Genomic DNA, 24,223 nt, shown 5'->3' on the forward strand with positions numbered 1-24,223 from the left:
CGCCCAGCCGGCCCCGGCTGCGGTATCATGGCGGCCTTGCCATGCCCCCTCTACAACCACGCTCACCTACATTATGGTTTCCCTGTCAAAAACGATCTTCAAAGCTTACGATATCCGCGGCATTATCGGTAAAACCCTGGACGCCGGCGTGGCCCGGCAAATCGGCCAGGCCTTCGGCCAGGCAGCGCTGGCCAAGGGCGAGCGCACGGTGGTGATCGGGCGCGACGGCCGCCTGTCCGGCCCTGAACTGGCGGCCGCCCTGGCCCAGGGTCTGCAGGCGGCGGGCGTGGACGTGATCGACCTGGGCGTGGTGGCCACCCCCATGGTGTACTTCGGCACCCATGCGCTGGACGCGCGCTCGGGCATCATGGTCACGGGCAGCCACAATCCGCCCGACTACAACGGTTTCAAGATGGTGCTGGCCGGCGAGGCCATCCACGGCGAGGCCATCACCTCGCTGTACCAGCGCATCGTCGAGCATGACGGTTCGCGCGCCGAGGTGGCCGGCAGCTACCGCACCCACGACATCGGCGCCGCCTACCTGGAGCGCATCGTCGGCGACGTCAAGCTGGCGCGCCCGATCAAGATCGCCGTCGACTGCGGCAACGGCGTGGCCGGCGCCTTCGCCGGCGACCTGTATCGCGCCATGGGCTGCGAAGTGATCGAACTGTTCTGCGAGGTGGACGGCAACTTCCCCAACCACCATCCCGATCCGGCCCATCCGGAAAACCTGCAGGACCTGATCCGTTGCCTGCGCGAGACGGACGCCGAGATCGGCCTGGCCTTCGACGGCGATGGCGACCGCCTGGGTGTGGTCACCAAGGATGGCCAGATCATCTACCCGGACCGCCAGATGATGCTGTTCGCGGCCGACGTGCTGACCCGCCATCCGGGCCAGCAGATCCTGTTCGACGTCAAGTGCACGCGCCACCTGGCGCCGTGGATCGCCAAGAGCGGCGGCCAGCCCCTGATGTACAAGACCGGCCACTCGCTGGTCAAGGCCAAGCTGCGCGAGACGGGCGCCCCGCTGGGCGGCGAGATGAGCGGCCACATTTTCTTCAAGGACCGCTGGTACGGTTTCGACGACGGCCTGTACGCCGGTGCGCGCCTGCTGGAGATCCTGACCCGCGAAGCCGATCCGTCGGCCCTGCTCAATGCCCTGCCGCAGTCCGACAGCACGCCGGAACTGCACCTGGAACTGAAGGAAGGCGAGAACGTGATCCTGATGGAGAAGCTGCGCAGCGACGCCGTGTTCCCCGGCCATGAACAGATCATCACCATCGACGGCCTGCGGGTGGAATACGCGGACGGCTTCGGCCTGGCCCGCTCGTCCAACACCACGCCGGTGATCGTGATGCGTTTCGAGGCGGAGACCCCGGCCGCGCTGGCGCGCATCCAGGGCCAGTTCAAGAGCGTGATCCTGGCTGCCAAGCCGGACGCGGTCCTGCCGTTCTGACCGGATGGGCGCGCAAGCGGGCGGCAAGCGGCCGCTGAACATCCTGCTGGTGCGCGTTTCGTCGCTGGGCGACGTGCTGCACAATCTGCCGATGGTGGCCGACATCGCGCGCCACTACCCGGACGCCAATATCGACTGGGTGGTGGAAGAGGGCTATGTGAGCCTGGTGCGGCTTAACGCCCGCGTGCGCACCATCATCCCGTTCGCGCTGCGGCGCTGGCGCAAGAGCCTGGGCAAGCCCGAAACGCGGGCCGAGCTGCGCGCCTTCTTCCGCACCCTGCGCCAGCAGCAATACGACTACGTGTTCGACACCCAGGGCTTGCTCAAGACCGGCATCATCATGGGCGCGGCGCGTATCGTGAAGGGCGGGCACAAGGTGGGCCTGGCCAACGGCAGCGAAGGCTCGGGCTACGAGGGCATCTCGCGCTGGTTCCACACCGACAGCGTGCCGACCGACCCGCGTACCCATGCCGTGGCGCGCGGGCGCCTGGTGGCCGGCGCCGCGCTCGGCTACGCGGTCGATACCCCGGCCGACTTCGGCCTGCCGGCCGTGTCGCCCGACGAAGCCAGGCCGGACTGGATGCCGTCCGCGCCGTATGCCGTCTACTTCCACGGCACCGCGCGCGACGCCAAGAAATGGGCGCCGCAGCACTGGATAGAACTGGGCCGCCAGCTGGCGCCCATGCCCATCCTGCTGCCTTGGGGCTCGGACAAGGAAAAGGCGGAAGCGGAAACCCTGGCCGCCGCGCTGCCGAATGCGCGCATGCTGCCAAAGCTGTCGATGGCCGACGCCACGCTGCTGGCGCGCCATGCCGCGCTGGCCATCGGCGTGGACACGGGGCTGACCCATATCGCCGCCGCCTTTACGGTGCCGACGGTGGAAATCTACGCCGACTCGCCGCGCTGGAAGACCGAGGGCAACTGGTCGCCCAGGATCATCAACCTGGGTGACCGCGGCGCGCCGCCGTCCGTGGCCGAAGTGCTGGCTGCGGCCCGCACCCTGCTGGGCTGACCATGCGCGTATTCTATTCCGTGATGTGGGTGCTGGCGCTGCCGCTGGTGCTGCTGCGTTTGTGGCTGCGCGGCCGGCAGGAGCCGGGTTATCGCCAGCATTGGGGCGAGCGGCTGGGCTTTTACGGCGCCAGTACCAGGGCGCTGCCGCTCGCCATTTCGCCGGCAGACGGCTCGTCAACTGCTGCCCCGGCCCGTTCGTCCGCAGCAGCCGAACCACGTTCGCTTTTGCCCGCCGGCGCTGCGCCGTTGTCGATCTGGGTGCATGCCGTGTCGGTGGGTGAAACGCGCGCCGCCGAACCGCTGATCGACGCGCTGCTGGCGCAATATCCGGCCAGCCGCATCGTGCTGACCCATATGACCCCGACCGGTCGCGCCACCGGCAAGGCGCTGTTCGCCAGGCATGGCGCGCGGCTGGTGCAATCCTACCTGCCGTATGACACGGCCGGCATGGTGCGCCGTTTCATCCGCCATTTCCAGCCCCGCATCTGCATCCTGATGGAGACGGAAGTGTGGCCCAATCTGATCGGCCAGTGCGTGCGCGCACAGGTGCCGGTGGTGCTGGCCAATGCCCGCCTGTCGGAGCGCTCGCTGCGCAAGGCGACGCGCTTTGGCCGCCTGCTGGTCGATGCGGCCCGTGGCATATCGTTGGTGGCGGCGCAGACCGAGGCCGATGCGGCCCGCGTGCGCGCGCTGGGCGTGGCCAATGTGGCCGTCACCGGCAGCATCAAGTTCGACGTGGTGGTGCCGCAGGCGGCGCTGGCCACGGGCGCCGCGCTGCGCGCCCATATCGGTGCCCGCCCCGTGCTGCTGTGCGCCAGCACGCGCGAGGGCGAGGAAGCGCTGATCCTGGACGCCTTCCGCCAGGCCCGCGCCACGCTGCCGGCGGACGTGCTGCTGCTGCTGGTGCCGCGCCATCCGCAGCGTTTCGATGAAGTGGAAAAGCTGATCGCCGAGCGCGGCCTGCAAGTACAGCGCCGCAGCCGCCTGCAACTGGACGGTGGCGGCGTGCGGCCGTCCCGGACGGACACCGCATTGGCGTCGGGGAACGTGCCGCCGGCCAGGGAAATGTTGTCGGCCAAGGGAGCGTTGCCGGCTGCGGTGGATCTGCCGCCGGCCGCAGTGGACACCCTGCCCGCCGCGGTGGACGTCCTGTTGGGTGATTCGATGGGCGAAATGTTCGCCTACTACGCGGCCTGCGACTGCGCCTTCGTGGGCGGCAGCCTGCTGCCGCTGGGCGGCCAGAACCTGATCGAACCGGCCGCGCTGGGCAAGCCGGTGCTGATCGGTCCCCACACGTTCAATTTCGCGCTGGTGACGGAAGACGCGCTGGCCGCCGGCGGCGCCGAGCGCGTGGCCGACGCCTCCACCCTGATGGCGCAGGCCGCCCGTCTGCTGGGCGATAGCGCCGCCCGTGACGCCATGGGCGCCCGCGCCCTGGCTTTCGCCAACCAGCACCGCGGCGCCACCGCCCGCACGCTGGCACTGCTGCCGGCGTTGCGGTAGCAGTGCCACAGCTGATCGCCATCTTGGTTTGATCTTGCCCACATAGCGATCACGCAGTACCTGCATACTGAACTCCTCCATTTTCAGGCTGGGCTTGCAAAGCCTATTGCCTGTTACTAAGCTGAGGAATCAGTATGTTTGAGGTGCTACGTTACGCGCAGGATAATGGTCGAGTTCCATTCGATGAATGGTTCGACAGTTTGCGCAATACAGAGCTGAAGGGGCGGGTACTGTTTCGCTTGCGTCAATTACGGCTGGGAAATTGGGGCGACTGGGTAAGCGTTGGCGGAGGCATCGACGAGCTGCGCATTCATCTGGGACCAGGTCATCGAATTTATTGCGCGCGGTACGGGGACAGCTTGGTGATACTGTTGTGTGGTGGAAGTAAAGGCTCCAGGCAGCAAACTGACATTTTGCTTGCCCGGCGTTTTTGGTCGGATTGGAAACGGAGGTATAAATGAATCGCGTTCCCCCCCACGTATCGCATCACGATTGCGAAGTAAGGGAATTGCGGGCTGATCGTGAACTGGCCATCGTTTCCATAAGAGTAGCCGTTGAAGCGCTCAGCAGGCCCGACGAGCGAGTGGCCGGATTGCTGACGTTGGCTGTCGTGGCCGAGGCGTACGGTGACTTGACTGAGTTGGCAGAGGAAGCCGGTGTCATGAATGATCCGCTATATCGCGCGTTGCCTGCGACCGGCGTACCTCAATTGAGTCAGGCCAGCGACTATGAAAGCTGGTACGACCACCAACTGCAGGAAATGAAGAATCCATCGTCCAGGAAGCTTGCTTAGCTTGTGGGGATTCATCCAAACAGCACCGGCAGCTCCTGCGCCCGCTTGCGCAGCAGGTTGCGCGCTTCCTCATACTCCGGATAGATCAGGCCCACCGTGTCCCAGAAGCGGGCGCTGTGGTTCATCTCCAGCAGGTGCGACAGCTCGTGCGCCACCACATAGTCGATCAGCGGCAGCGAGAAGTGGATCAGCTTCCAGTTCAGCCGGATCTTGCGCTCCACCGTGCACGAACCCCAGCGCGTGCCGGCCGAGGACAGGGCGAACGAATGGTAGCGCACCCCCAGCCGGGCCGCGTACAGGTCCAGCCGCTGCTCGAACAGCAGCTTGGCTTCCTGCTGCAGCCAGGCCTTGACTCTTTCCTTGAGCAGCAGCTCGGTGGCGCCCGGCACGAGCACCATGGCCAGCTCGCGCGTGGCCGGGTTGTAGCTGCTGCGGTTGCGTCCCCCCACCAGCAGGCGCAGCGTGATGTCGCCGCCCAGGTAGGGCAGCTGGGCGCCGTCCACCCAGTCGACGGGCGGCTTTTCCAGCCGCGCCGCGCGCCGTTCGCGCCGCTCGTGCAGTTTGCTCAGTATCCAGTGCTGCTTGGTGCGGATGGCGTTGTCGATCTCGGTGATGCTGATGCGCTTGGGCGCCGTCACCCGCAGGCCGTCGTCGTCGATCATGAAGCCGATCGAACGGCGGGTGGAGCGGCGCAGCGTGTATTCGAGCACGAACTGGCCGACCAGCAGCTGGCGCTTGGGGGGCAGTTCGGAAGGAGGCGGCGCGGGCGGCCGGATGGGAATGGCGGTGGGAGGCGAGGCGGGTGTGACGGTGACGGGCGGCGTCCATGGCGGTACGCCGGGACGCACGGGCGGGCTGGCCGTCTCCGGCGTGCGCAGCAGGTTGGCCGTATGGGGCGCGGCGGCCGCTGCCGGCGGCGCGGCCGGTGCGGCCTGGTTAGCCGCCTCCTGCCCGAACAGGTCCAGCTGCTGACGCGCCGCGTCCGGCGCCGCATCCTGCGGCGCCGGTTTGACGGCGGTGGCCAGGTCGTCTAGCCAGCGCTGTAGGCGTGGGGCGAAATGACGCGCATTTCTGATTCTATCCAATTTTCCACCTGTTGCATCATGCTGTCCGGCGTCTGGCCTTGCGGCGAGATCGGCTTGCCGACCGATACCGTGATCAGCCCCGGACGTTTGATAAACGAGTTCTTGGGCCAGCATTCGCCGGAGTTGTGCGCGATCGGCACCACCACGGCGCCGGTCGCAATCGCCAGGCGGGTACCGCCGCTCTTGTACTTGCCTGCCTGGCCGACGGGGATGCGGGTCCCTTCCGGGAACATGATAATCCATTGTCCGTCCGCCAGGCGACGTTTGCCGTGCCTGACCACATGTTTGAAGGCGTTCTTGCCTTGCTTGCGGTCGATCGGGATCATGCGCAGCAGCGCCATGGCCCAGCCGAAGAAGGGAATGTAGAGGATCTCCTTCTTGAACACGAACACCAGCGGGCGCGGCATGTTAGGCAGCAGGAAGATGGTTTCCCAGGCCGACTGGTGCTTCGAGAGCACGACGGCCGGCGCGTCCGGATAATTCTCGGCGCCCTTGACCTGGTAGCGGATGCCGCAAATGACCTTAAGGCACCAGATCATGAACACGTTCCAGCGCGCGGTGACCCAGAAGCGCTTGTTGTAAGGCAGGGGCGCGGCCAGGAAGCAGACGCAGGCCCAGACGATGGTCGAGACGACCATCACGATCATGAACAGCAAAGAACGCAGGAATAAAACGGTATCACGCAATGCGGTCTCCAGAACTCGATTATTGGTTTGATTATGGGTTGGTGGCCTGCGGCGCCGCCGATGCAGCCACCGCCGCCGTCTTGAGCAGGTGGCTGACCATGGCCGCCAGGTCGGGGAAGACCAGGGTGCCGGGCGGCAGGCCGCCCGTGCTGTGCGTCTTCTCGCCCTTGCCGGTCAATACCAGGAAGGGCACGCAGCCGCGGTCGTAGCCGGCCTGCAGGTCGCGCAGCGAGTCGCCCACCGTCGGCACGCCCTTCAGGCTCACCTGGTAGCGCTTGGCGATTTCGTCGAACATGCCGGGCTTGGGCTTGCGGCAGTCGCAGCTGTCGGCCGCCGCGTGCGGGCAGAAGAACACGGCGTCGATGGTGGCGCCCACCTGCTGCGCCAGCATGTGCATCTTCTGGTGGATGGCGTTGAGGACCGTCATGTCGAAGTACTCGCGGGCGATGCCCGACTGGTTCGACGCCACCACCACCCGGTAGCCAGCCTGGTTCAGGCGGGCGATCGCTTCCAGCGAACCGGGGATGGGCTGCCACTCGGCCGGCGACTTGATGAAATCCGGCGAGTCATGGTTGATCACGCCGTCGCGATCGAGAATGATCAGCTTGAGTGCCGGCGCTCCCATGTCAGGCCGCCAGTTTGGAAATGTCGGCCACCCGGTTCATCATGCCGTGCAGCGACGACAGCAGGGCCAGGCGGTTGTTGCGCAGGGCGACATCGTCGGCCATCACCATCACGTCGTTGAAGAAGGCATCCACGTCGTCGCGCAGCTGGGCCAGCGTCTTGAGCGTGCCGGCGAAGTCGCCGCGGGCAAAGGCCGCGTCCACTTCCGGCTGCACGCGGGCGACGGCGGCGGCCAGGTTCTTCTCGGCCGTGTCCTGCAGCAGCGCCGGGTTGACGCCGGTGGCGCCCGACTGGGCCAGCGCTTCCTCGTTCTTCTTCAGGATGTTGGTGATGCGCTTGTTGGCCGCGGCCAGCGAGGCGCTCTCGGGCAGGGCGGCAAAGGCCTGCACCGCTTCCAGGCGCTGCACGATGTCGTCCAGCCGGTCCGGGTTCTGCGCCACCACCGCTTCGATCTCGTTGGGCGAGAAGCCGCGCTCGCGCAGCATGCCGCGCAGGCGATCGAGCATGAAGGCGGTCACTTCGGCGGCCGGGTCCTTGAAGCCGGGGATGGCGACGAACTCGCCGGCGGCATCGGCCAGCACGGCGCTGATGGCCAGCGGCAGGCGCTTTTCCACCAGCATGCGCAGCACGCCCAGGGCGTGGCGGCGCAGCGCGAACGGATCCTTGTCGCCGGTCGGCTGCAGGCCGATGGACCAGATGCCGACCAGCGTTTCGAGCTTGTCGGCCAGCGCCACGGCGGTGCCGGTGGCGGTGGTGGGCAGGCTGTCGCCGGCAAAGCGCGGCTGGTAGTGTTCGGACGCGGCCAGCGCCACTTCCTCGTGCTCGCCGTCGTGGCGGGCGTAGTAGGTGCCCATGATGCCTTGCAGCTCAGGGAATTCACCCACCATGTCGGTCAGCAGGTCGGCCTTGGCCAGCAGGGCGCCGCGGGTGGCCAGCTGGACGTCGGTGCCCAGCGCGCGGGCGATGGCGGCGGCCAGCGCGGTGACGCGCTCGCTGCGCTCGGCCTGGGTGCCCAGCTTGTTGTGGTAGACCACGTTTTTCAGCAGCGGCAGGCGCGAGCCGAGCGTCTTCTTCTTGTCCTGCTCGAAGAAGAACTTGGCGTCCGACAGGCGCGGGCGCACCACGCGCTCGTTGCCGCCGACGATGGCGTCCGGGGTGGCGGTGGCGATGTTGGAGACGATCAGGAAGCGCGAACGCAGCTTGCCCTGCGCGTCCGTCAGCGCGAAGTATTTCTGGTTGGTCTGCATGGTCAGGATCAGGCATTCCTGCGGCACGGCCAGGAACTGTTCCTCGAAGTGGCACTCGTAGACCACGGGCCATTCGACCAGCGCCGTCACTTCGTCCAGCAGCGCTTCCGGCATCAGCACCTGGTCGGCGCCGGCCTTGGCCAGCAGGGCGGCGCGGATCTGTTCCTTGCGCGCGTCGCAGCCGGCGATTACCTTGCCCTGTTCGGCCAGGGTGGCGGCGTAGCTGTCGGCGTGGGCGATGGTGATGCGGCGGCTGCCGTCGGCCATCAGGAAGCGGTGGCCCAGGGTGGTGTTGGAGGCCGTCAGGCCCAGCAACGTCAACGGCAGCACGGTGGCGCCATGCAGCGCGATCAGGCTGTGGGCCGGACGCACGAAGTTGACGGTGGCGCCGTCGGGGCGCTGGTAGCTCATCAGCTTGGGGATGGGCAGCTTGGCCGCCGATTCCTCGAGCGCGGCCTGCAGGCCGGCCTGCAGCGCGCTGCCGGCTGCCGTGTAGGTGTAGAAGAAGCTTTCAGCCTTGCCGTCCTGGGCCCGTTCCAGCTCGGCCACGGTCAGGTTGGGGAAGCCCAGCGCGGCCAGTTTCTTGGCCAGGGGCGCGGTGCCGTTGCCATTGGCGTCCAGCGCCACGCTCACGGGCAGCACTTTTTCGCGGATCGCCTTGTCGGGCGAGGTGGCGCGCACGCCCGTGATGGAGACGGCCAGCCGGCGCGGCGTGGCATAGCTGGTGGCGACGCTGTCGGCTTCCAGGAAGTCGCGCGATTTCAGGCCGTTGACGATGCCGGCGGCGAAGGCGGCGCCCAGCTTGGCAAGCGCCTTGGGCGGCAGTTCTTCGGTCAGCAGTTCGATTAAGAGAGTCTGGTTCATATCGTTGTGTTCTTGTTGGCTCAGGCGGCGGTGGCGGAGGCGGGCAGCATGGGGAAGCCCAGGCGCTCACGCGAGTCGTAGTAGGCTTGCGCCACCAGGCGCGACAGGGTGCGCACGCGGCCGATGTAGGCGGCCCGCTCGGTCACGGAAATGGCGCCGCGCGCGTCCAGCATGTTGAAGCTGTGGGACGCTTTCATGATCTGCTCGTAGGCCGGCAGCGTCAGCTGCAGCTCGATCAGGCGCTTGGCTTCCGATTCGTGGTTGGCGAACTGGGCGAACAGCAGTTCCGTGTTGGCGTGCTCGAAGTTGTAGGTCGACTGTTCCACTTCGTTCTGGTGGAACACGTCGCCGTAGGTCAGCTTCCTGGTGACGCCGTTTTCTTCCCATTCCGTCCACACCAGGTCGTAGACGTTCTCCACGCCCTGCAGGTACATGGCCAGGCGTTCGATGCCGTAGGTGATCTCGCCCAGCACGGGCTTGCAATCGAGGCCGCCCACTTGCTGGAAGTAGGTGAACTGGGTCACTTCCATCCCGTTCAGCCACACTTCCCAGCCCAGGCCCCAGGCGCCCAGGGTCGGGCTTTCCCAGTCATCCTCGACGAAACGCACGTCGTTCTGCTTCAGGTCCAGGCCCAGCGCCTCGAGCGAACCGAGATACAGGTCCAGGATGTTTTCCGGCGCCGGCTTGAGCACCACCTGGTACTGGTAGTAGTGCTGCAGGCGGTTCGGGTTTTCGCCGTAGCGGCCATCCTTGGGGCGGCGCGAAGGCTGCACGTAGGCCGCGCGCCATGGCTCGGGGCCGATCGCGCGCAGGAACGTCCCGGTGTGGAAGGTGCCGGCGCCCACTTCCATGTCGTAGGGCTGGAGCAGGGCGCAGCCTTGCTTGTCCCAGTAGGTTTGCAAGGTCAGGATAATTTGTTGAAATGTGAGCATCTTGTTTGGTCGGTGGCGCGCAGCGGGGCGCAACGGTTGCAGGTTCGCTAAAGCGGCTAATTTTAGCGGGTTTTAAGGGGCGCCTGTAGACATTAAGGAACTTTTGCCTGGTTTTTTGCGGCTTTCGTCGCGCTCCGTCCCCAAATCCAGGCGCCCGCCAGGGCCAGCGCCAGCAAGGCCAGGAACAGCTTGTTGCCCCACACAATATAGGGCGTGCTGCCGGCCATGCCCTGCACGGTGGCCGCCAGCGTGCCGCCCGTGTTGGCGTCCAGCCGCGCCACCACGTCGCCGCGGCCGTTGATGACGGCCGTGGCGCCCGTGTTGGTGGCGCGCAGCATGGGGCGGCCCGTCTCGAGCGTGCGCATCTGCGAGATCTGCAGGTGCTGGGGGATGGCGATGGTGTCGCCGAACCAGGCCAGGTTGGACACATTGAGCAGCAGCGTGGCCGGCTGCTGGCCGCCGGCCGGATGGTGCAGCTGGGCCGCGATCTCTTCGCCGAACAAGTCTTCGTAGCAGATATTGGGCAGCACGCGCTGGTCCTTGACGGTGAAGGCGGGCTGGATGTCCGGGCCGCTGGTCTGGTCGCCCAGCGGGATGGACATCAGGTCCACGAACCAGCGAAAGCCCAGCGGGATGAATTCGCCGTACGGCACCAGGTGGTGCTTGTCGTAGCGGTAGTAGTTGGCGTTGGCCACCGGCGTCATGCCCAGCGCGCTGTTGAAGTAGGCGGTCTGGCTGTCGGCCATGGGGATGCCCAGCACCAGGCTGCTGCCGCTGCGCTGCAGGAACTGGCTGATGGCCGGCAGGTAGTCGGGCGGCAGCTGCTGCGGCAGCATGACGACCGCCGTTTCCGGCGTGGCGATCAGGTCGGCCGGGGCGGCCATGATGGCGTCGCGGTACTGCTTGAGGGTGGCCAGCACGTGGGCGCCGTTGAATTTTTCGTCCTGCGGCACGTTACCCTGGATCAGGCGCACGGAAATCGGCTTGCCTTCCGCATGGGTCCAGTGCAGTTGCGTGAGCGCGCCGCCGCCGGCCAGGATGGCCGCCACCAGCGCCAGCGCGCGCCAGCGGCTGCGGTGCAGCAACAGCAGCAGGGCGCCGGCGCAGACGGCCGCCAGCCAGCCCAGGCCATACACACCGATCACGGGCGCGTAGCCGGCCAGCGGGCTGTGGTTGTGGGCGTAGCCGGCCGACAGCCAGGGGAAGCCCGTGAACAGCCAGCCGCGTACCCATTCGCACAGCGACCACATGGACGGCAGCAGCAGCAGGTTGGACGCGGGCAGCGGCAGCGCCCAGCGCTGGCGCAGCCAGGAGGCGCCGGCCATGGCCAGCGCCACGTAGGCGCCCATGCCCCAGGCCAGCAGCACCACGGCGGCGGCAGCCAGCGGCGCGGGCATGCCGCCGTAGGTATGCAGCGAGACGTAGATCCACCAGACGCCGGCCGCCGTCCAGCCGAAACCGTAGGCCCAGCCGATCAGGGCGCCGCCCTTGACGCTGGAACTGCGCAGCACCTGGTAGAACAGGATGGCCAGGCTGGCCATCTCGATCGGCCACCAGCCGAACGGGGCGAACGCGAACACGCTGGCCGCGCCGGCGGCGGCCGTGATGGTCATCCGGCCGCGGGTGCTGCGCTGGGGCTTGGGTGGGGCGTTGGGATCGGTACGGCGAAAACGCATGTTACGCGTCTTGCTCCGGCGCGGCCGGCAGTTTTTCCACCAGCAGCACGTGGACCTGGCGCGCGTCGGCGCGCAGCACTTCGAAGCGCAGGCCGTCCAGGTCGAACACGTCGCCCTTGTGCGGCATGCGCGCCAGGTGCTTGGCGACCAGGCCGCCGATGGTGTCGACGTCGTCGTCGGGCAGGGCGGTGTCGAGTTCCTCGTTGAACTGGGTGATCTCGGTCAGGGCCTTGATGCGCCAGCGGGGGCCGTACTGGCCTTCCTTGATGGACAGGATGTTGTCCTCTTCCTCGTCGAAATCGTATTCATCCTCGATATCGCCGACGATCTGCTCGAGCACATCCTCGATGGTGATCAGGCCGGCCACGCCGCTGTACTCGTCCACCACGATGGCCATGTGATTGTGATTGGCGCGGAAATCGCGCAGCAGCACATTCAGGCGCTTCGATTCGGGGATGAAGATGGCCGGGCGCAGCATGTCGCGCACGTCGAACGATTCCTCGGCGTAGTAGCGCAGCAGGTCCTTGGCCAGCAGGATGCCGATCACCTTGTCGCGTTCGCCTTCGATGGCGGGGAAGCGCGAGTGGGCCGTCTGCAGCACGGCCGGCATCCATTCCTCGATGGGCTTGGAAATGTCGATCACATCCATTTGCGAACGGGGGATCATGATGTCGCGCGCGGACAGGTCCGACACCTGGAACACGCCTTCGATCATCGACAGGGCGTCGGCGTCGATCAGGTTGCGTTCATGGGCGTCATGCAGGACATCGAGCAGTTCCGCACGGTTCTCGGGCTCGGGGGAGATGAGGGCGGTCAGGCGTTCAAACAGTGACCGGTGGGGCTTGGCGTCAGGCTTGACGCCACTAGGGTGCTCTTGCATAGGAGGCGTGAGCCGTTGTTTCGAAGGGATATAGGATACACCAAACGGAGCGGCGGGACCGATTTTGCCGTTTTGCCATCACCAAACCGGGGCAGAAAAATGGGGACGTACCCCATTTTCAGTCTTGCCTGAAAATGGGGTACGTCCCCATTTTTTTTAGGCGGTGTAGGGGTCGGCGATGCCGAGGCGGGCCAGGATGTCCGTTTCCAGCCCTTCCATTTCGGCCGCTTCTGCGTCGTCCAGGTGGTCGTAGCCTTGCGCGTGCAGCACGCCGTGCACGATCAGGTGGGCCGTGTGCTGCTCCACCGTCTTGCTCTGCTCGGCCGCTTCCCGCTCCAGCACGTCCGTGCACAGGATGATGTCGGCCTGGGTGGGGGCGTCGTCGGGCAACGCGTCGCCTTCGTTGTAGGCGAAGGTCAGCACGTTGGTGGCGTAGTCCTTGCCCCGGTAGTCGCGGTTCAGGCTGCGCCCTTCCTCGGCGTCGACGAAGCGGATGGTCAGTTCGGCCGGCGCCAGCAGCGCGGCCTGCACCCAGCGCCGCACCTTGGGCCGGGTGATGCTCTCTTGTAAACGGGAATCGGGATATTGCACCGACAGGCTCAGTTTATTTTTTTCGGACATTTTTAATGGCGGTGGCTTTGAGTAAGGGGGCGATTTCGGCGTGGTGCGCGTGCGCCGTCTCGTAGGCGTCGACGATGCGCGCCACCAGCGGATGGCGCACCACGTCTTCGCTGGTGAACTGGGTGAAGGCGATGCCGCGCACGTCCCTCAGCACCTGGACCGCGTCCACCAGCCCGCTCTTGACGGTCTTGTGCAGGTCGACCTGGGTCACGTCGCCCGTGACGACGGCCTTGCTGCCGAAGCCGATGCGGGTCAGGAACATCTTCATCTGCTCGACCGTCGTGTTCTGCGCCTCGTCCAGGATGACGAAGGCGTGGTTCAGCGTGCGGCCCCGCATGTAGGCAAGCGGGGCGATCTCGATCACCTGTTTTTCGAACATTTTTTGCGTACGGTCAAAGCCCAGCAGGTCGTACAGGGCGTCGTACAGGGGCCGCAGGTAGGGATCGACTTTCTGCGCCAGGTCGCCCGGCAGGAAGCCGAGCCGCTCGCCCGCTTCCACGGCGGGCCGGGTCAGGATGATGCGCTTGACGGCGTCGCGCTCGAGCGCGTCCACGGCGCAGGCCACGGCCAGGTAAGTCTTGCCGGTGCCGGCCGGGCCGATGCCGAAGCTGATGTCGTGTTCCAGCACGTTGCGCAGGTAGCGGATCTGGTGCGGGGTGCGTCCGCGCAGGTCGCTGCGGCGGGTCTTGAGCACGGGGCTGGCGATGTCCGGTTCCTCGAACGGGGCCGCCGCGTGCTGCTCGGCCACGCCGGCCAGGCCGGCGCGCTGTTCCACCAGGGCCAGCTGCACTTCCTCGATCGGCACCACCTTGTTGGCCACGGCGTAGAACTGCTCGAGGATTTGCACCGCCCGTTCGGCATTGCTGCCGCTGACGATGAACTTTTCGCCGCGGCGGAAGATGGTAACGTCCAGCGCGGCCGAGATCTGGCGCAGGTTTTCATCCAGCGGGCCGCACAGGTGGGCCAGCCGGGTGTTATCGAGCGGCTCGGGGACGAAGTATTGCGGCTGGACGGGGGTCTTGGTTTTCAATGGGCTGTTTCGTAGTGTTGCGGACTGGGCCGGGAGGCGCCGTGCGGGCCGGCCGCCAAAACGGTAGTTTAACGTAAATCGGGCCCCGGCGGCCCGGCCGGGGGCCCGGCTTGCGTGCGCCGCAATTTTGCTTTATGTGATGAAATGGCCATGTTGCTAAGTTTTCCTGCCGATGGTTGAGGTCAAACAAGCATCGCGAGGCCTCCGGCGGCCGGAATGCGCGGGTTTGGGCATAAGATTGTATGAAAGGCAAGCAGTCCGGCGCCTTTGGAACTTAGGGTGCGCTAAGCCTACCTTAAGTTCATAGCAGCACTATTTCATCATCAACACAGACGAGGAACATCATGGCACACCACGCTCTCGCTTCCCAGGAAAGCTACAATCCCAACCATCTGCTCGATATCCTGCTGGGCAAGATGCAGCTCAAGAACGACGCTGCGCTGTCGCGCCTGCTGGAAGTGGCGCCGCCCGTCATCAGCAAGATCCGCCACCACCGGCTGCCGGTGGGCGCCTCGCTGCTGATACGCATGCATGAAGTGACAGGCATGAGCATCCGCGACCTGCGCGACTTGATGGGCGACCGCCGCACCAAGTACCGCCTGTCCGACGCCCAGGGCCGGCCCAAGCCGGAAGACCGCGGCGACCGCCCGGAGGCCAGCAGCTACGCCCGTCACTGATGGCGTCGCACCTGCCTGCCGTGTCCCGCCGGTCCGGCAGGCCAGCGAGCCGCCCGCGCTGACCCGGCGCCGGCGTGTCCAGCTGCCAGCCAGCTGCCGGCGATCCCGGCAAGCGGCGCTGCACCATCTGCATTGCGACGTGCCATCGGCACGGTCACCGGCCCCGGCCACGGGGCGCGGTCAGGACAGCAGCACCATCGCAATTTCCCCGAACTGCAGCTCCGTTTCGCGGAACAGCTGCAGGCACGTTTCCTCATTCAGGGCCAGCGCCGTCCAGGCCACGGTCGACACGGGCGGCACCAGGCCGTCGGGCACCTGCGCCAGGTCCAGTGCATGCACCATGGCATCGGCCACGTGGATGATGGCGGCCAGGAAGCCGGCGCCCGGGGTCTCCGGATCGTGGTGGCCGCCGATGGCCAGGCGCATGGTGTCGGAAAAATTCCAGTGCTCGGCCAGCGCCATGCCCGCGTCCACGTGGTCGATGCCCAGCACCGTGCGTTCCGCCTCCAGCATGGTGCAGTCGTGCGCGGCGCGGTGGGCGATCGCTTGCGCGTACTGCTGGGGGAAGCAGGCCACCAGCACCAGCCGGCCGATGTCGTGCAGCAGGCCGGCCGTGAACGCGTAGTCCTGGTTGAAGCGCATCTGGCGCGCCAGCACCTTGGCACAGGCGGCCGTGGCGATCGAGTGGCGCCAGAAGCGCTTGTGGTCGAAGCCGGCGCACTGGCCCTCGGCAAAGCAGCCCGTGACGGCGGCTGCCGTGATCAGGTTGCGCGTGGTCTGGAAGCCGAGGAAGGTGATGGCCTGCTGGATGGTGGTGACCTTGACCTGCAGCCCGTACAGCGAGGAATTGGCCAGCCGCAGCGTCTTGGCCGTCAGCGCCTGGTCGTACGACACTTTCTTGGCCAGTACCGAGATGTCGACCTCTTCCTGGTCTATGCTGTTGAGCAGTTCCATCACGACCGCCGGCAGCGAGGGCAGGTCGTCCAGGTTCTTGACGACGTCGTCGTAGGTCAGCGGTGTGCTCATTCAGGAATATCCTCCATGCCTAGCCGGAAGTCCGACACGTAGCGCCGCAACAGGCCCGTGGCCCAGTCGGCGTCGTGGTCCGGGTCGTGTTTGCGGAACAGGTGATCGATGCGTTGCTGGTAGTGGTGGCGGCTGGCCGCCAGCTCGTCGTGCGAGATGGGCGGGCGCGCTATGGGCAGCACGGCGATGCCGTGGCGCGGCATCAGCTCGAGCATGGCCTCGGTCAGCACGGTGCCCTGCGGCAGCAGCACATGGCCCTGCATGTCGAGCAGTTCGTCCGACAGGACCATGCCGGGCGCGACCTGGGCCAGCGGGATGTGGTGGTATGTGGCAGTCATGGTGCCTCCGGCTTTCTGTTGTCCCGATCTTACCATTGCCGCAGCGCCCTGTGTGGCGCCGGCCGGGTCGCCGTTGTGGCGCCAGGAGCGCACCGGCGCGGCCAAAACGGCGCCGGCGGCGCGGTCGGGACGGGCCAGTTCTTGCCAAGACGCATGTCATACCGTACATTGGGGCGTTGCCGTCAAATCCACGTTTTTGGTTCCGCCCGCGCGGGGCCCGGTATTCCGGGGGAGGTGTGTAGATGTTTGGTATCCAAGGTCGGCTGACGGCGCTGTTCGTGGTGATAGTCACGCTGGTGCTGGCCATTTCCGGCACGTATGCCCAATACAGCCTTGGCCATGAACTGGAAGTGAGCAACCAGCGCCTGCGCCAGGGCGTGCTGACGCGGCTGCAGACGAGCTTGCCGTCGGCCCTGTGGGACCTGGACAAGGCCAAGGTCGACAACATCGTGGCGGCCGAGATGCTGCCGCCGGAACTGGTGGCCATCCGCGTCTACGACACTTCGGTCGGCCTGTTCTCGGGCAAGCTGCGCAACGATGGCGGCGGCGTGGTGGCGATCGAGAACGATGCCCCGGTGGCCGGCGCGCCCGTGGTGGCCGACCTGGCCTACCGCGATTCGGGTGCCGCCGGCGCCTCGCTCAAGCCCGTCATCGTGGGACGGGTGGTGGTCAACTTCAGCCGGGCCCAGATCGACGCCACGCTGGCGGCCGAGGTGCGGCGCAAGGTGACGGAGGTGCTGCTGCTGGACCTGATCCTGGTGGCGGCGCTGGCGCTGTCGCTGCGCATCGTGTTCGACCCGCTCAAGCAGCTGCGCGACGGCCTGTTCGACCTGGCCACCCGCGGCAGCGACGAGGTGGAGGAGCTGGCCGACAACCGCCACGACGAGCTGGGCGAAGTGATACGGGGCTTTAACGCCATCCAGCGCAAGGTGAAATCGATCATCGCCCGCATCCGCGAGGCCGAGGACGAGGCCCGCAAGTCGGCCCAGACCACGGCCAAGGCGCTCGACGACCTGCGCCGCACCCAGGAATCGCTGCTGCAGGCCGAGCGCCTGGCGTCGCTGGGCGGGCTGGTGGCCGGGGTGGCGCACGAGATCAACACGCCGGTCGGCATCGCCCTTACCAGCGCCTCGGTGCTGCTGGAGGCGACCGAGCGGGTGCACCAGTCCATCGAAGGCGGTAACATCAAGAAGTCCGACATCCTGCGCTACGTGGAGACGGCCGGCGAGAGCACGCGCCTGATCATGAACAACGCCTACCGCGCCGCGCACCTGATCCACAGCTTCAAGCAGATCGCGGTCGACCAGGTGAGCGAGGCGCGGCGCCGCTTCGAGCTGCGCGACTACATCACGGAAGTGGTGGCCAGCCTGCAGCCCAAGCTGAAGAAGAGCCATATCCAGGTCGCCATCGCCTGCCCGCCCGACATTGTGCTCGACAGCTATCCAGGGGCGCTGGCCCAGGTCATCACCAACCTCACGCTCAACTGCGTGGAGCACGCCTTCGAGCCGGACGGCGAGGGCACCATCGGCATCAACGTGGTGCTTGACGGCGACTGGATCGAGATGCAGGTGGTCGACAACGGCAAGGGCATCGCGCCCGACATGATCGACAAGGTGTTCGACCCCTTCGTCACCACGCGCCGCGGCCAGGGCGGCACCGGCCTGGGGCTCAACATCGTGTTCAACCTGATCGCCAAGCAGTTCGGCGGCACCATCACCGTCAGCAGCACGCTGGGCCACGGCGCCAGCTTCGTGCTGCGCATTCCCGTGGTGACGCCGGTCGACGAAACCCATCCGGCCGCGCCGGCCCATCCGGACGGCCAGCTGCACGCATGAGGCGCCGGACCATCGCCGGCCTGCCCGGCGCGCGCCATTGCGGCCACGCGCGGCGGCGCGCTAGAATGGCGTCCCACATCGTCCGACCACTGCCAGCTCCATGAACAAAGATCTGATCAAAGGCATCCTGATCCTCGCCGGCGTGCTGCTGGCGCTGGCGATCTTCGCCACGGCCGCCACCGACAACGGCCTGCAGAAACTCAGCTGCATGGGCCGGGCCGTGCTGCACGGCGTGGCACTGACCAATATCCATGCCGTCTGCGGCCTGTAGACCAAGGCAAAAAAAAATCCCGCGCGAGGCGGGATGCAATGTACCGGCTGGGCTCTCAGGCAGAGAATTTGTCGTACTTTTCCTGCCGGGTCGAGCTCAGTCCAAGCAATATCACGCCGGCCAGCAGCATCAGGAACTGTGCCGGCTCGGGCACCGGGGCCGCATCGGCGGCCGGCGCCTGGACCTGGGACGGTGCGGGCGCGGGCAGGTATTCATCGAGCGCATCGAGGTCGTCGCCGGGCAGGGTGACGGCGCCGTCGCGCGGCTTGCCGGTCCGGCCGGCGGCGGGCGCCAGCAGGTAGGGCGCACCTTCCATGTTGCAGGGCGCGGCGCTCAGGGCGGACAGGCAATGGGGCGCATGGATCGTCACCACCGGCGCGGCCGCTGCCTGGGCAGCGCCGCCCGCGCCAGTCAACAGCATGGCGAGCACGATGGGCAGATGGATCTTCATGTCAGCTCCTGGTGGCGGGGACGGTCAGCCGCGCAACACGGCGACCGCGACAAATGTGGAACACGTATGTGCTTTTCTGTTTACCATTAAAGCACATTCAGTTTCAGAATGACATTGAAAATTGCAAAATATCACCATATATTTTTTCTATGCAACAGTGTCCGTGCTCTGCTTGTGACTATGCGGGGCCGGGCCGGGGAGTGACGATGAAAACCGATTACCAGACAGATGCGCCCGCGCGGGCCCAGATCGACGCGCTGCCAGGGGCGGTATTGCTCGAATTCGGCGCCAACTGGTGCGGCCACTGCATGGCGGCCCAGGCGCCGCTGGCCGAGGCCATGGCCGGCCATGGGGCGCTGGCCCATATCAAGGTCGAGGATGGGCCGGGACGCCCGCTGGGCCGCTCGTTCCGGGTCAAGCTGTGGCCCACGCTGATCTTCCTGCGCGACGGCCAGGAAGTGGAGCGGCTGGTGCGGCCGCTGACGGCCGCGCCGATCGCCGCGGCCCTGGCCCGCATCGACGCCCCATCGCCGTGAACGGCGCCGCCCGCCTCAGAACAGGGCGCTGACGTCGGGCCGGTGGGCCAGCGCGTGCTGCACGATGGCCGTCACGCGCTCGCGCTCGGCGCCCTGCAGCGGCTGGCGCGGACGGCGCACGTGCTCGTTGCCCACGCCGGCCAGGGTCTCGACCAGCTTGAGGTTCTGTACCAGCTTGTTGGACACGTCCAGGTGCATCAGCGGCATGAACCACTGGTACAGGGCCAGCGCTTCATCCCAGCGCTTGGCCTTCATCAGTTTGTAGAGCGCCACCGTCTCTTTCGGGAAGGCCACCACCAGGCCGGCCAGCAGGCCGTCCGCGCCCACCGCCAGGCCCTCGAACGACAGGTCGTCCACGCCCATGAACAACTGGTAGCGGTGGCCGACGGCGTTGCGCAGGTCGGTGATGCGGCGTACGTTGTCGGTCGACTCCTTGATGGCGACGATCCATTCGCAATCGGCCAGTTCCCTGAAGTCGTCCGGCGTCAGGTCCACCTTGTACGATACGGGATTGTTGTAGACCATGATGGGCAGCTGGGCCGCCTGGGCGATGGTGCGCAGGTTGTCGCGCGCCTCGCGCGCGTCGGCCGCGTACAGCACGGACGGCATCACCATCAGGCCCTGCACGCCCAGCTCGTGGGCCTGTTCGGCGAAACGGCAGGCCGTCAGCGTGCGCGTCTCGCTCACGTTGACCAGCACCGGCACGCGGCCGCCGGCCACTTGCAGCGCGGTCCTGGTGACGGCCAGCTTTTCATCGAACGACAGGGTGCTCGCTTCACCCAGCGAGCCGCAGGTGAGCAGGGCGTTCACGCCGCTGTCGATCTGGAACGCGAAATGGCGCTCCATGGCGGCGTGGTCGAGTTCCTCGTTGGGCTTGAACTTGGTGGTAACGGCGGGGAATACCCCTTCCCATTTTGCTGCGGCCATGCTGTTCTCCTTGGTCAAAAACGGACGGAATGTCCCTTTATTCTTCGATCATGCTGCCAATGCGCGCCGGCGACAGCGGCAGCCGCACCGTGTCCGGCCGCCAGCCGTACAGCAGGCCAGTGGCGGCGCCGCACACGCGGCCCTGGCACGGACCCATGCCGCAGCGCGTGTGCAGCTTGGCGCTGCGCCAGCTGGTGTGCCCGCGCAGCTCGCCGTGGCGCACGTCCTCGCAACGGCACACGATGGTGTCGTCGTCGGCAAGCTGGGCCAGTGCGGGACGCAGCACGAATGCATGGGCCAGGCGCGCGGCGAACCTGCGCCAGCGGGCCCGTTCGGCAAACAGCGACGGCGCCGCGTCCGTGCGGCCGGCGGCGGCCAGGCCGGCGATGCGGCCCTCGGCCAGCGCCAGGTCCACTCCGCCCACGCCTGTACCTTCGCCGGCGCACAGGACGTCGGGCACGCTGGTGCGCTGCCAGGCGTCCACCTGCACGGCATAGTCCAGCATGGCGCGCTCCGGCGCGCGGTGATCCTGTCCAGCGCCGTCGCGGGTGGCGCCGGCCTGCGTGGCGCGTACTTGCCGGGTACCTTCCTGCATGGCGCAACCCAGGGCCAGCGCCAGTTCCACATTGGGCAGCAGGCCGTAGCCGCTGGCCAGCAGGTCGCAATCCCACTGTTCGATACGCTCGCCGCGGCGTAGCCGGACCGATTGCAGCGTGGCGCTGCCGTGCGCGGACAGCACGTAGCTGTTGCGCAGATAGGGCACATCGCGCAACCGGCAAGCCAGTTGCAGCGCCTGTGTGACCTTGGTCGGCGTGGCCAACAGGCCCAGTGCGAATCGCGCCAGGCGTGGCAACGCCGCTTGTTCGACGATGGCGGCAACCTGCGCGCCCTGTTGCTTGAGCGTGGCGGCGGCGGCCAGCAGCAGCGGGCCGGAACCGGCCACGATCACGCGCTTGCCCGCCACCGGATAGCCGCCCTTGGCCAGCGCCTGCAGGCCGCCGGCGCCGGTCACGCCGGGCAGGGTCCAGCCGGGGAAGGGCAGCAGGCGCTCGCGCGCGCCGGTGGCGATCACCAGACTGCCGTAATGCAGTTCGATGGCGTCGGTGGGCGTTTGCGCCAGCAGGCGCTTGCCGTCCAGCGGATAGAGCACGCGGCACTGGTGCAGGAACGTGACGTTGGGCGCGGCCTGCAGCGTGGCCCACAGGCTGCGGGCGCGCTGGTCCGCCTGCTGGCCCGGGCCGCCGCGCCAGATCTGGCCGCCGGCCAGCGGGTTGTCGTCCACCACGCCCACGCTGACGCCGTGGCGGGCCGCCGCATGGGCCGCCGCCAGGCCGGCCGGGCCGGCGCCGACCACCAGCACGTCGAAGGCGCGCTTCATGGCCGGCCTCCGCCGCACGCGGTCACCACCTGCAAGCCTGGTGCGCACAGGGTCTGGCAGGCCAGCTGGTGCGGCCGGCCGTCTATCGTCACCCGGCATTCCTGGCAGATGCCCATGCCGCACAAGGGCGCGCGTGGCATGCCGGTGACGGAGCGGCGCGTGACCGGGCTGCCGGCCATGGCGACGGCGGCCGCCACGCTGGTGCCGGCGGCCACGCTGACGGGCAGGCCGTCGATGAAAAGGACGATGGCGTCAGGCATAGGCGCGGGCCAGGCTGGCAAAGCGGCTGGGCAGATAGGGCTGGCAGGGAATGGCGCTGCGCGCCTCGAGCACCTGGTCGGCCAGCAGCTGGGCCGTCGCCAGCGAGGTGGTGATGCCCAGGCCTTCATGGCCGGTGGCCAGCCACAGGCCGCGCCGGGCCGGGTAGGGGCCGATCAGGGGCAGGCCGTCGCTGCTGGCGGCACGCAGGCCGGTCCAGCAGCGCAGCAGATTCAGTTGGGCCAGCCCGGGGGTAAAGCTGGCAGCATGGCGCAGCATGCGCTGCATCATGCGCGGTTCGACCGCCAGGTCGCTTGTGTCGAACTGGCGCGAGGAACCAATCAGGATTTGTCCGGTCGGACGGGGTTGCAGGTTGAAGGCGACCGATGCGCCACTGGCGGCATGGGCGCTCTTGATATAGCCCAGCTCCACCAGCTGGTGGCGGATGAAGCCGGGATAGCGGTCGGTGACGGCCACGTGGCCTTTCTTGGGCTGCAGCGGCAGTTCCGGCAGCAGGGCGGTCGAGCGCGCGCCCGCCGCCAGTACCACGGTGCCGGCCTGGTGGCGGCTGCCGTCGGCCAGCAGCACGCCGTGGTCTTCGATACGGACCACGCTGCCGGCCGCCAGCACGGCGCCGTTGGCGCAGGCGCGCTCGAGCAGGAGGCGGGCGCTCTTGGGCGGATAAACCAGGCCATCGCCCGACACCAGCAGGCCGCCGGCCAGGCCGGGGCGCAGTTCGGGTTCGCGGGCGTACAGGGCGGCCGGATCCAGCAGTTCGCACGCCAGGCCGTGGCCGGCCAGGATGTGCGCCTTGGCGCGGGCGGCGGCCAGTTCTTCCTCGTCGGCCGCGATCCAGATGGTGCCGCAGTTGCTGTATTCGTGGCGTTGCGGGTGGCCGGCGGCCAGTTCGCGCCACAGGGCCAGCGACCACGCCGTCAGGGCCAGTTCGGCTTCGCTGTCGTCCATGACCACTAGGTGGCCCATGCCGGCGGCGGTGGCGCCGCTGCCCACGGCGTCCTGCTCGATCACCGTCACGCGCAGGCCGCGCGCGGCCAGCGCGTCGGCGCAGGCCGCGCCGACGATACCGGCGCCGATCACGATGGCATCCATGCAGGACGGGATGGACATCAGCGTATGCCCCACACCAGCGGATCGCTGGGGTCCAGGAGCAGGGTGGACTGGGCGTTGACCCAGGCCTGGCCGCGGATGCTGGGCGCCACGCGCCCAGCCGTTTGCGTACGGCGGTAGCTGCCCTCGAATACGCTGCCGACGATGCTCTCCTGGCGCCACAACGCGCCCTCGGCCAGCTTGCCGTCGGCCGCCAGGCAGGCCAGCTTGGCGCTGGTGCCGGTGCCGCAGGGCGAGCGGTCGTAGGCCTTGCCGGGGCAAAGCACGAAGTTCTGGCTGTCGGCGCCCGTGCGGGACGGGGCGAACAGTTCGATGTGGTCGATCTCGGCGCCGTCGTCACCCGTCACGCCGGCCTGTTGCAACGCGGCGCGCACGGCCACCGTGTAGGCCGTGAGCCGGTCCACGTTGCCGATGTCCAGTTCCTGTCCGTGGCCGGCTACCAGGAAGAACCAGTTGCCGCCCCAGGCCACGTCGCCCGTCACGGGGCCGTAACCGGGCACCTCCACTGTCACGTCCTTGCGGCTGCGCCAGGCCGGCACGTTGTCGACGGTGACGCCGCCGTCTTCATGCAGCCGCGCTTCCACCACGCCGACCGGGGTGTCGATGCGGTGGCGGCCGGCGCCGATGCGGCCCAGGTAGGCCAGCGAGGCCACCAGGCCGATGGTGCCGTGGCCGCACATGCCGAGGTAGCCGACGTTGTTGAAGAAGATGACGCCTGCCGCACAATCGGGCGCGTGCGGGGCGCACAGCAGGGCGCCCACCAGCACGTCCGAGCCGCGCGGCTCGCAGACGACGGCGGAGCGGAAGTTGTCGTGCTCGCGGCGCAGTGTGGCCAGCCGCTCGCTGAGCGGGCCTGTGCCCAGTTCCGGGCCGCCGGCCGTCACCAGCCGGGTCGGTTCGCCGCCCGTGTGGGAGTCGATGATGGAGATGGTTTTCATGTGCTGAATCTTATGCCCGGGCGGCGCTCCTGTCTTGCACAAGCTGCGC

Annotated in this window: 26 protein-coding genes; 9 read left to right on the forward strand and 17 right to left on the reverse strand. The window is 67.4% G+C overall.

What is annotated here, in order from left to right; genetic code table 11:
* Positions 1-73: 73 nt before the first annotated feature.
* The 5 genes from AC3WOS_RS14140 (at position 74) to AC3WOS_RS14160 (ending at position 4,766) form a co-directional block, all read left to right on the forward strand.
* Complete coding sequence (locus AC3WOS_RS14140; protein ID WP_492716657.1) at positions 74-1,456, forward strand: phosphomannomutase/phosphoglucomutase; 1,383 nt, start codon at positions 74-76, stop codon at positions 1,454-1,456.
* A 4-nt stretch (positions 1,457-1,460) separates the two neighbouring features.
* A complete protein-coding gene (waaC, locus tag AC3WOS_RS14145) occupies positions 1,461-2,468 on the forward strand; it encodes a lipopolysaccharide heptosyltransferase I (RefSeq protein WP_492716658.1) in 1,008 nt (335 codons plus the stop codon).
* Positions 2,469-2,470: 2 nt separating this feature from the next.
* Positions 2,471-3,973 (forward strand): lipid IV(A) 3-deoxy-D-manno-octulosonic acid transferase, encoded by a 1,503-nt coding sequence (gene waaA / locus AC3WOS_RS14150; RefSeq protein WP_492716659.1) that lies wholly within the window; start codon positions 2,471-2,473, stop codon positions 3,971-3,973.
* Between the two features lie 134 nt (positions 3,974-4,107).
* A complete protein-coding gene (locus tag AC3WOS_RS14155) occupies positions 4,108-4,434 on the forward strand; it encodes a type II toxin-antitoxin system RelE/ParE family toxin (RefSeq protein ID WP_492716660.1) in 327 nt (108 codons plus the stop codon).
* Positions 4,431-4,766 carry a helix-turn-helix domain-containing protein gene (locus AC3WOS_RS14160; protein WP_492716661.1) on the forward strand — a complete coding sequence of 112 codons (336 nt, stop codon included), beginning with the start codon at positions 4,431-4,433 and terminating at the stop codon, positions 4,764-4,766. Before AC3WOS_RS14155 ends, AC3WOS_RS14160 begins: the two co-directional genes overlap by 4 nt.
* An 11-nt stretch (positions 4,767-4,777) precedes the next feature.
* Here the strand turns inward: AC3WOS_RS14160 and AC3WOS_RS14165 are convergent, their stop codons facing one another.
* The 9 genes from AC3WOS_RS14165 to AC3WOS_RS14205 all read right to left on the reverse strand — a co-directional run bounded on the left by AC3WOS_RS14165 (position 4,778) and on the right by AC3WOS_RS14205 (position 14,411).
* Positions 4,778-5,791, reverse strand: a complete 1,014-nt coding sequence (locus AC3WOS_RS14165) for a M48 family metallopeptidase (RefSeq protein ID WP_492716758.1) — start codon at positions 5,789-5,791, stop codon at positions 4,778-4,780.
* A 5-nt stretch (positions 5,792-5,796) separates the two neighbouring features.
* Positions 5,797-6,537, reverse strand: a complete 741-nt coding sequence (locus tag AC3WOS_RS14170) for a lysophospholipid acyltransferase family protein (protein WP_492716662.1) — start codon at positions 6,535-6,537, stop codon at positions 5,797-5,799.
* A gap of 31 nt (positions 6,538-6,568) precedes the next feature.
* A complete protein-coding gene (gmhB, locus tag AC3WOS_RS14175; protein WP_492716663.1) occupies positions 6,569-7,162 on the reverse strand; it encodes a D-glycero-beta-D-manno-heptose 1,7-bisphosphate 7-phosphatase in 594 nt (197 codons plus the stop codon).
* Between the two features lies 1 nt (position 7,163).
* On the reverse strand, positions 7,164-9,272 hold the full coding sequence (gene glyS / locus AC3WOS_RS14180; RefSeq protein WP_492716664.1) for a glycine--tRNA ligase subunit beta: 2,109 nt from the start codon (positions 9,270-9,272) through the stop codon (positions 7,164-7,166).
* Positions 9,273-9,292: 20 nt separating this feature from the next.
* Entirely contained in the window at positions 9,293-10,204 is a 912-nt protein-coding gene (glyQ, locus tag AC3WOS_RS14185) for a glycine--tRNA ligase subunit alpha (RefSeq protein WP_492716665.1), read from the reverse strand.
* A 92-nt stretch (positions 10,205-10,296) separates the two neighbouring features.
* Entirely contained in the window at positions 10,297-11,880 is a 1,584-nt protein-coding gene (gene lnt, locus AC3WOS_RS14190) for an apolipoprotein N-acyltransferase (protein ID WP_492716666.1), read from the reverse strand.
* Between the two features lies 1 nt (position 11,881).
* Positions 11,882-12,760 carry a CorC family transporter gene (locus AC3WOS_RS14195; protein WP_492716667.1) on the reverse strand — a complete coding sequence of 293 codons (879 nt, stop codon included), beginning with the start codon at positions 12,758-12,760 and terminating at the stop codon, positions 11,882-11,884.
* A gap of 156 nt (positions 12,761-12,916) precedes the next feature.
* Positions 12,917-13,381, reverse strand: a complete 465-nt coding sequence (ybeY, locus tag AC3WOS_RS14200) for an rRNA maturation RNase YbeY (RefSeq protein WP_492716668.1) — start codon at positions 13,379-13,381, stop codon at positions 12,917-12,919.
* Entirely contained in the window at positions 13,365-14,411 is a 1,047-nt protein-coding gene (locus AC3WOS_RS14205) for a PhoH family protein (protein ID WP_492716669.1), read from the reverse strand. The genes ybeY and AC3WOS_RS14205 overlap by 17 nt, the downstream gene beginning before the upstream one ends.
* A gap of 344 nt (positions 14,412-14,755) precedes the next feature.
* On the opposite strand from AC3WOS_RS14205, the gene AC3WOS_RS14210 reads away from it, so the two are divergent.
* Positions 14,756-15,088, forward strand: coding sequence for a hypothetical protein (locus tag AC3WOS_RS14210; RefSeq protein WP_492716670.1), 333 nt, complete (start codon positions 14,756-14,758; stop codon positions 15,086-15,088).
* Between the two features lie 180 nt (positions 15,089-15,268).
* On the opposite strand, the gene AC3WOS_RS14215 is transcribed toward AC3WOS_RS14210, so the two are convergent.
* On the reverse strand, positions 15,269-16,114 hold the full coding sequence (locus tag AC3WOS_RS14215; protein ID WP_492716671.1) for an HDOD domain-containing protein: 846 nt from the start codon (positions 16,112-16,114) through the stop codon (positions 15,269-15,271).
* Positions 16,111-16,452, reverse strand: coding sequence for a hypothetical protein (locus AC3WOS_RS14220; protein WP_492716672.1), 342 nt, complete (start codon positions 16,450-16,452; stop codon positions 16,111-16,113). The genes AC3WOS_RS14215 and AC3WOS_RS14220 overlap by 4 nt, the downstream gene beginning before the upstream one ends.
* Before the next feature lie 242 nt (positions 16,453-16,694).
* On the opposite strand from AC3WOS_RS14220, the gene AC3WOS_RS14225 reads away from it, so the two are divergent.
* Together AC3WOS_RS14225 and AC3WOS_RS14230 are read left to right on the forward strand one after the other, a co-directional pair.
* Positions 16,695-18,287: a sensor histidine kinase gene (locus AC3WOS_RS14225; protein ID WP_492716673.1), complete on the forward strand. Its 1,593-nt coding sequence runs from the start codon at positions 16,695-16,697 to the stop codon at positions 18,285-18,287.
* Between the two features lie 100 nt (positions 18,288-18,387).
* Entirely contained in the window at positions 18,388-18,558 is a 171-nt protein-coding gene (locus AC3WOS_RS14230) for a hypothetical protein (RefSeq protein WP_492716674.1), read from the forward strand.
* A gap of 55 nt (positions 18,559-18,613) precedes the next feature.
* Here the strand turns inward: AC3WOS_RS14230 and AC3WOS_RS14235 are convergent, their stop codons facing one another.
* Entirely contained in the window at positions 18,614-19,009 is a 396-nt protein-coding gene (locus AC3WOS_RS14235) for a hypothetical protein (RefSeq protein WP_492716675.1), read from the reverse strand.
* A gap of 206 nt (positions 19,010-19,215) precedes the next feature.
* Between AC3WOS_RS14235 and AC3WOS_RS14240 the strand changes: the two genes are divergently transcribed.
* Positions 19,216-19,545 (forward strand): thioredoxin family protein, encoded by a 330-nt coding sequence (locus AC3WOS_RS14240; protein ID WP_492716676.1) that lies wholly within the window; start codon positions 19,216-19,218, stop codon positions 19,543-19,545.
* Positions 19,546-19,560: 15 nt separating this feature from the next.
* On the opposite strand, the gene AC3WOS_RS14245 is transcribed toward AC3WOS_RS14240, so the two are convergent.
* From AC3WOS_RS14245 to AC3WOS_RS14265, 5 genes are read right to left on the reverse strand one after another with little or no spacing between them, the layout of a single operon-like run.
* Complete coding sequence (locus AC3WOS_RS14245) at positions 19,561-20,472, reverse strand: dihydrodipicolinate synthase family protein (RefSeq protein ID WP_492716677.1); 912 nt, start codon at positions 20,470-20,472, stop codon at positions 19,561-19,563.
* Positions 20,473-20,509: 37 nt separating this feature from the next.
* The gene (locus AC3WOS_RS14250; protein WP_492716678.1) at positions 20,510-21,850 is read right to left on the reverse strand and encodes an FAD-dependent oxidoreductase; all 1,341 of its coding nucleotides are present in this window, start codon (positions 21,848-21,850) and stop codon (positions 20,510-20,512) included.
* Entirely contained in the window at positions 21,847-22,110 is a 264-nt protein-coding gene (locus AC3WOS_RS14255; RefSeq protein ID WP_492716679.1) for a (2Fe-2S)-binding protein, read from the reverse strand. The genes AC3WOS_RS14250 and AC3WOS_RS14255 overlap by 4 nt, the downstream gene beginning before the upstream one ends.
* Positions 22,103-23,236 carry an NAD(P)/FAD-dependent oxidoreductase gene (locus tag AC3WOS_RS14260; RefSeq protein WP_492716680.1) on the reverse strand — a complete coding sequence of 378 codons (1,134 nt, stop codon included), beginning with the start codon at positions 23,234-23,236 and terminating at the stop codon, positions 22,103-22,105. Before AC3WOS_RS14260 ends, AC3WOS_RS14255 begins: the two co-directional genes overlap by 8 nt.
* On the reverse strand, positions 23,236-24,174 hold the full coding sequence (locus AC3WOS_RS14265) for a 4-hydroxyproline epimerase (protein WP_492716681.1): 939 nt from the start codon (positions 24,172-24,174) through the stop codon (positions 23,236-23,238). The genes AC3WOS_RS14260 and AC3WOS_RS14265 overlap by 1 nt, the downstream gene beginning before the upstream one ends.
* Between the last annotated feature and the right edge of the window lie 49 nt (positions 24,175-24,223).

Source organism: Rugamonas sp. FW305-51, from assembly GCF_058786935.1.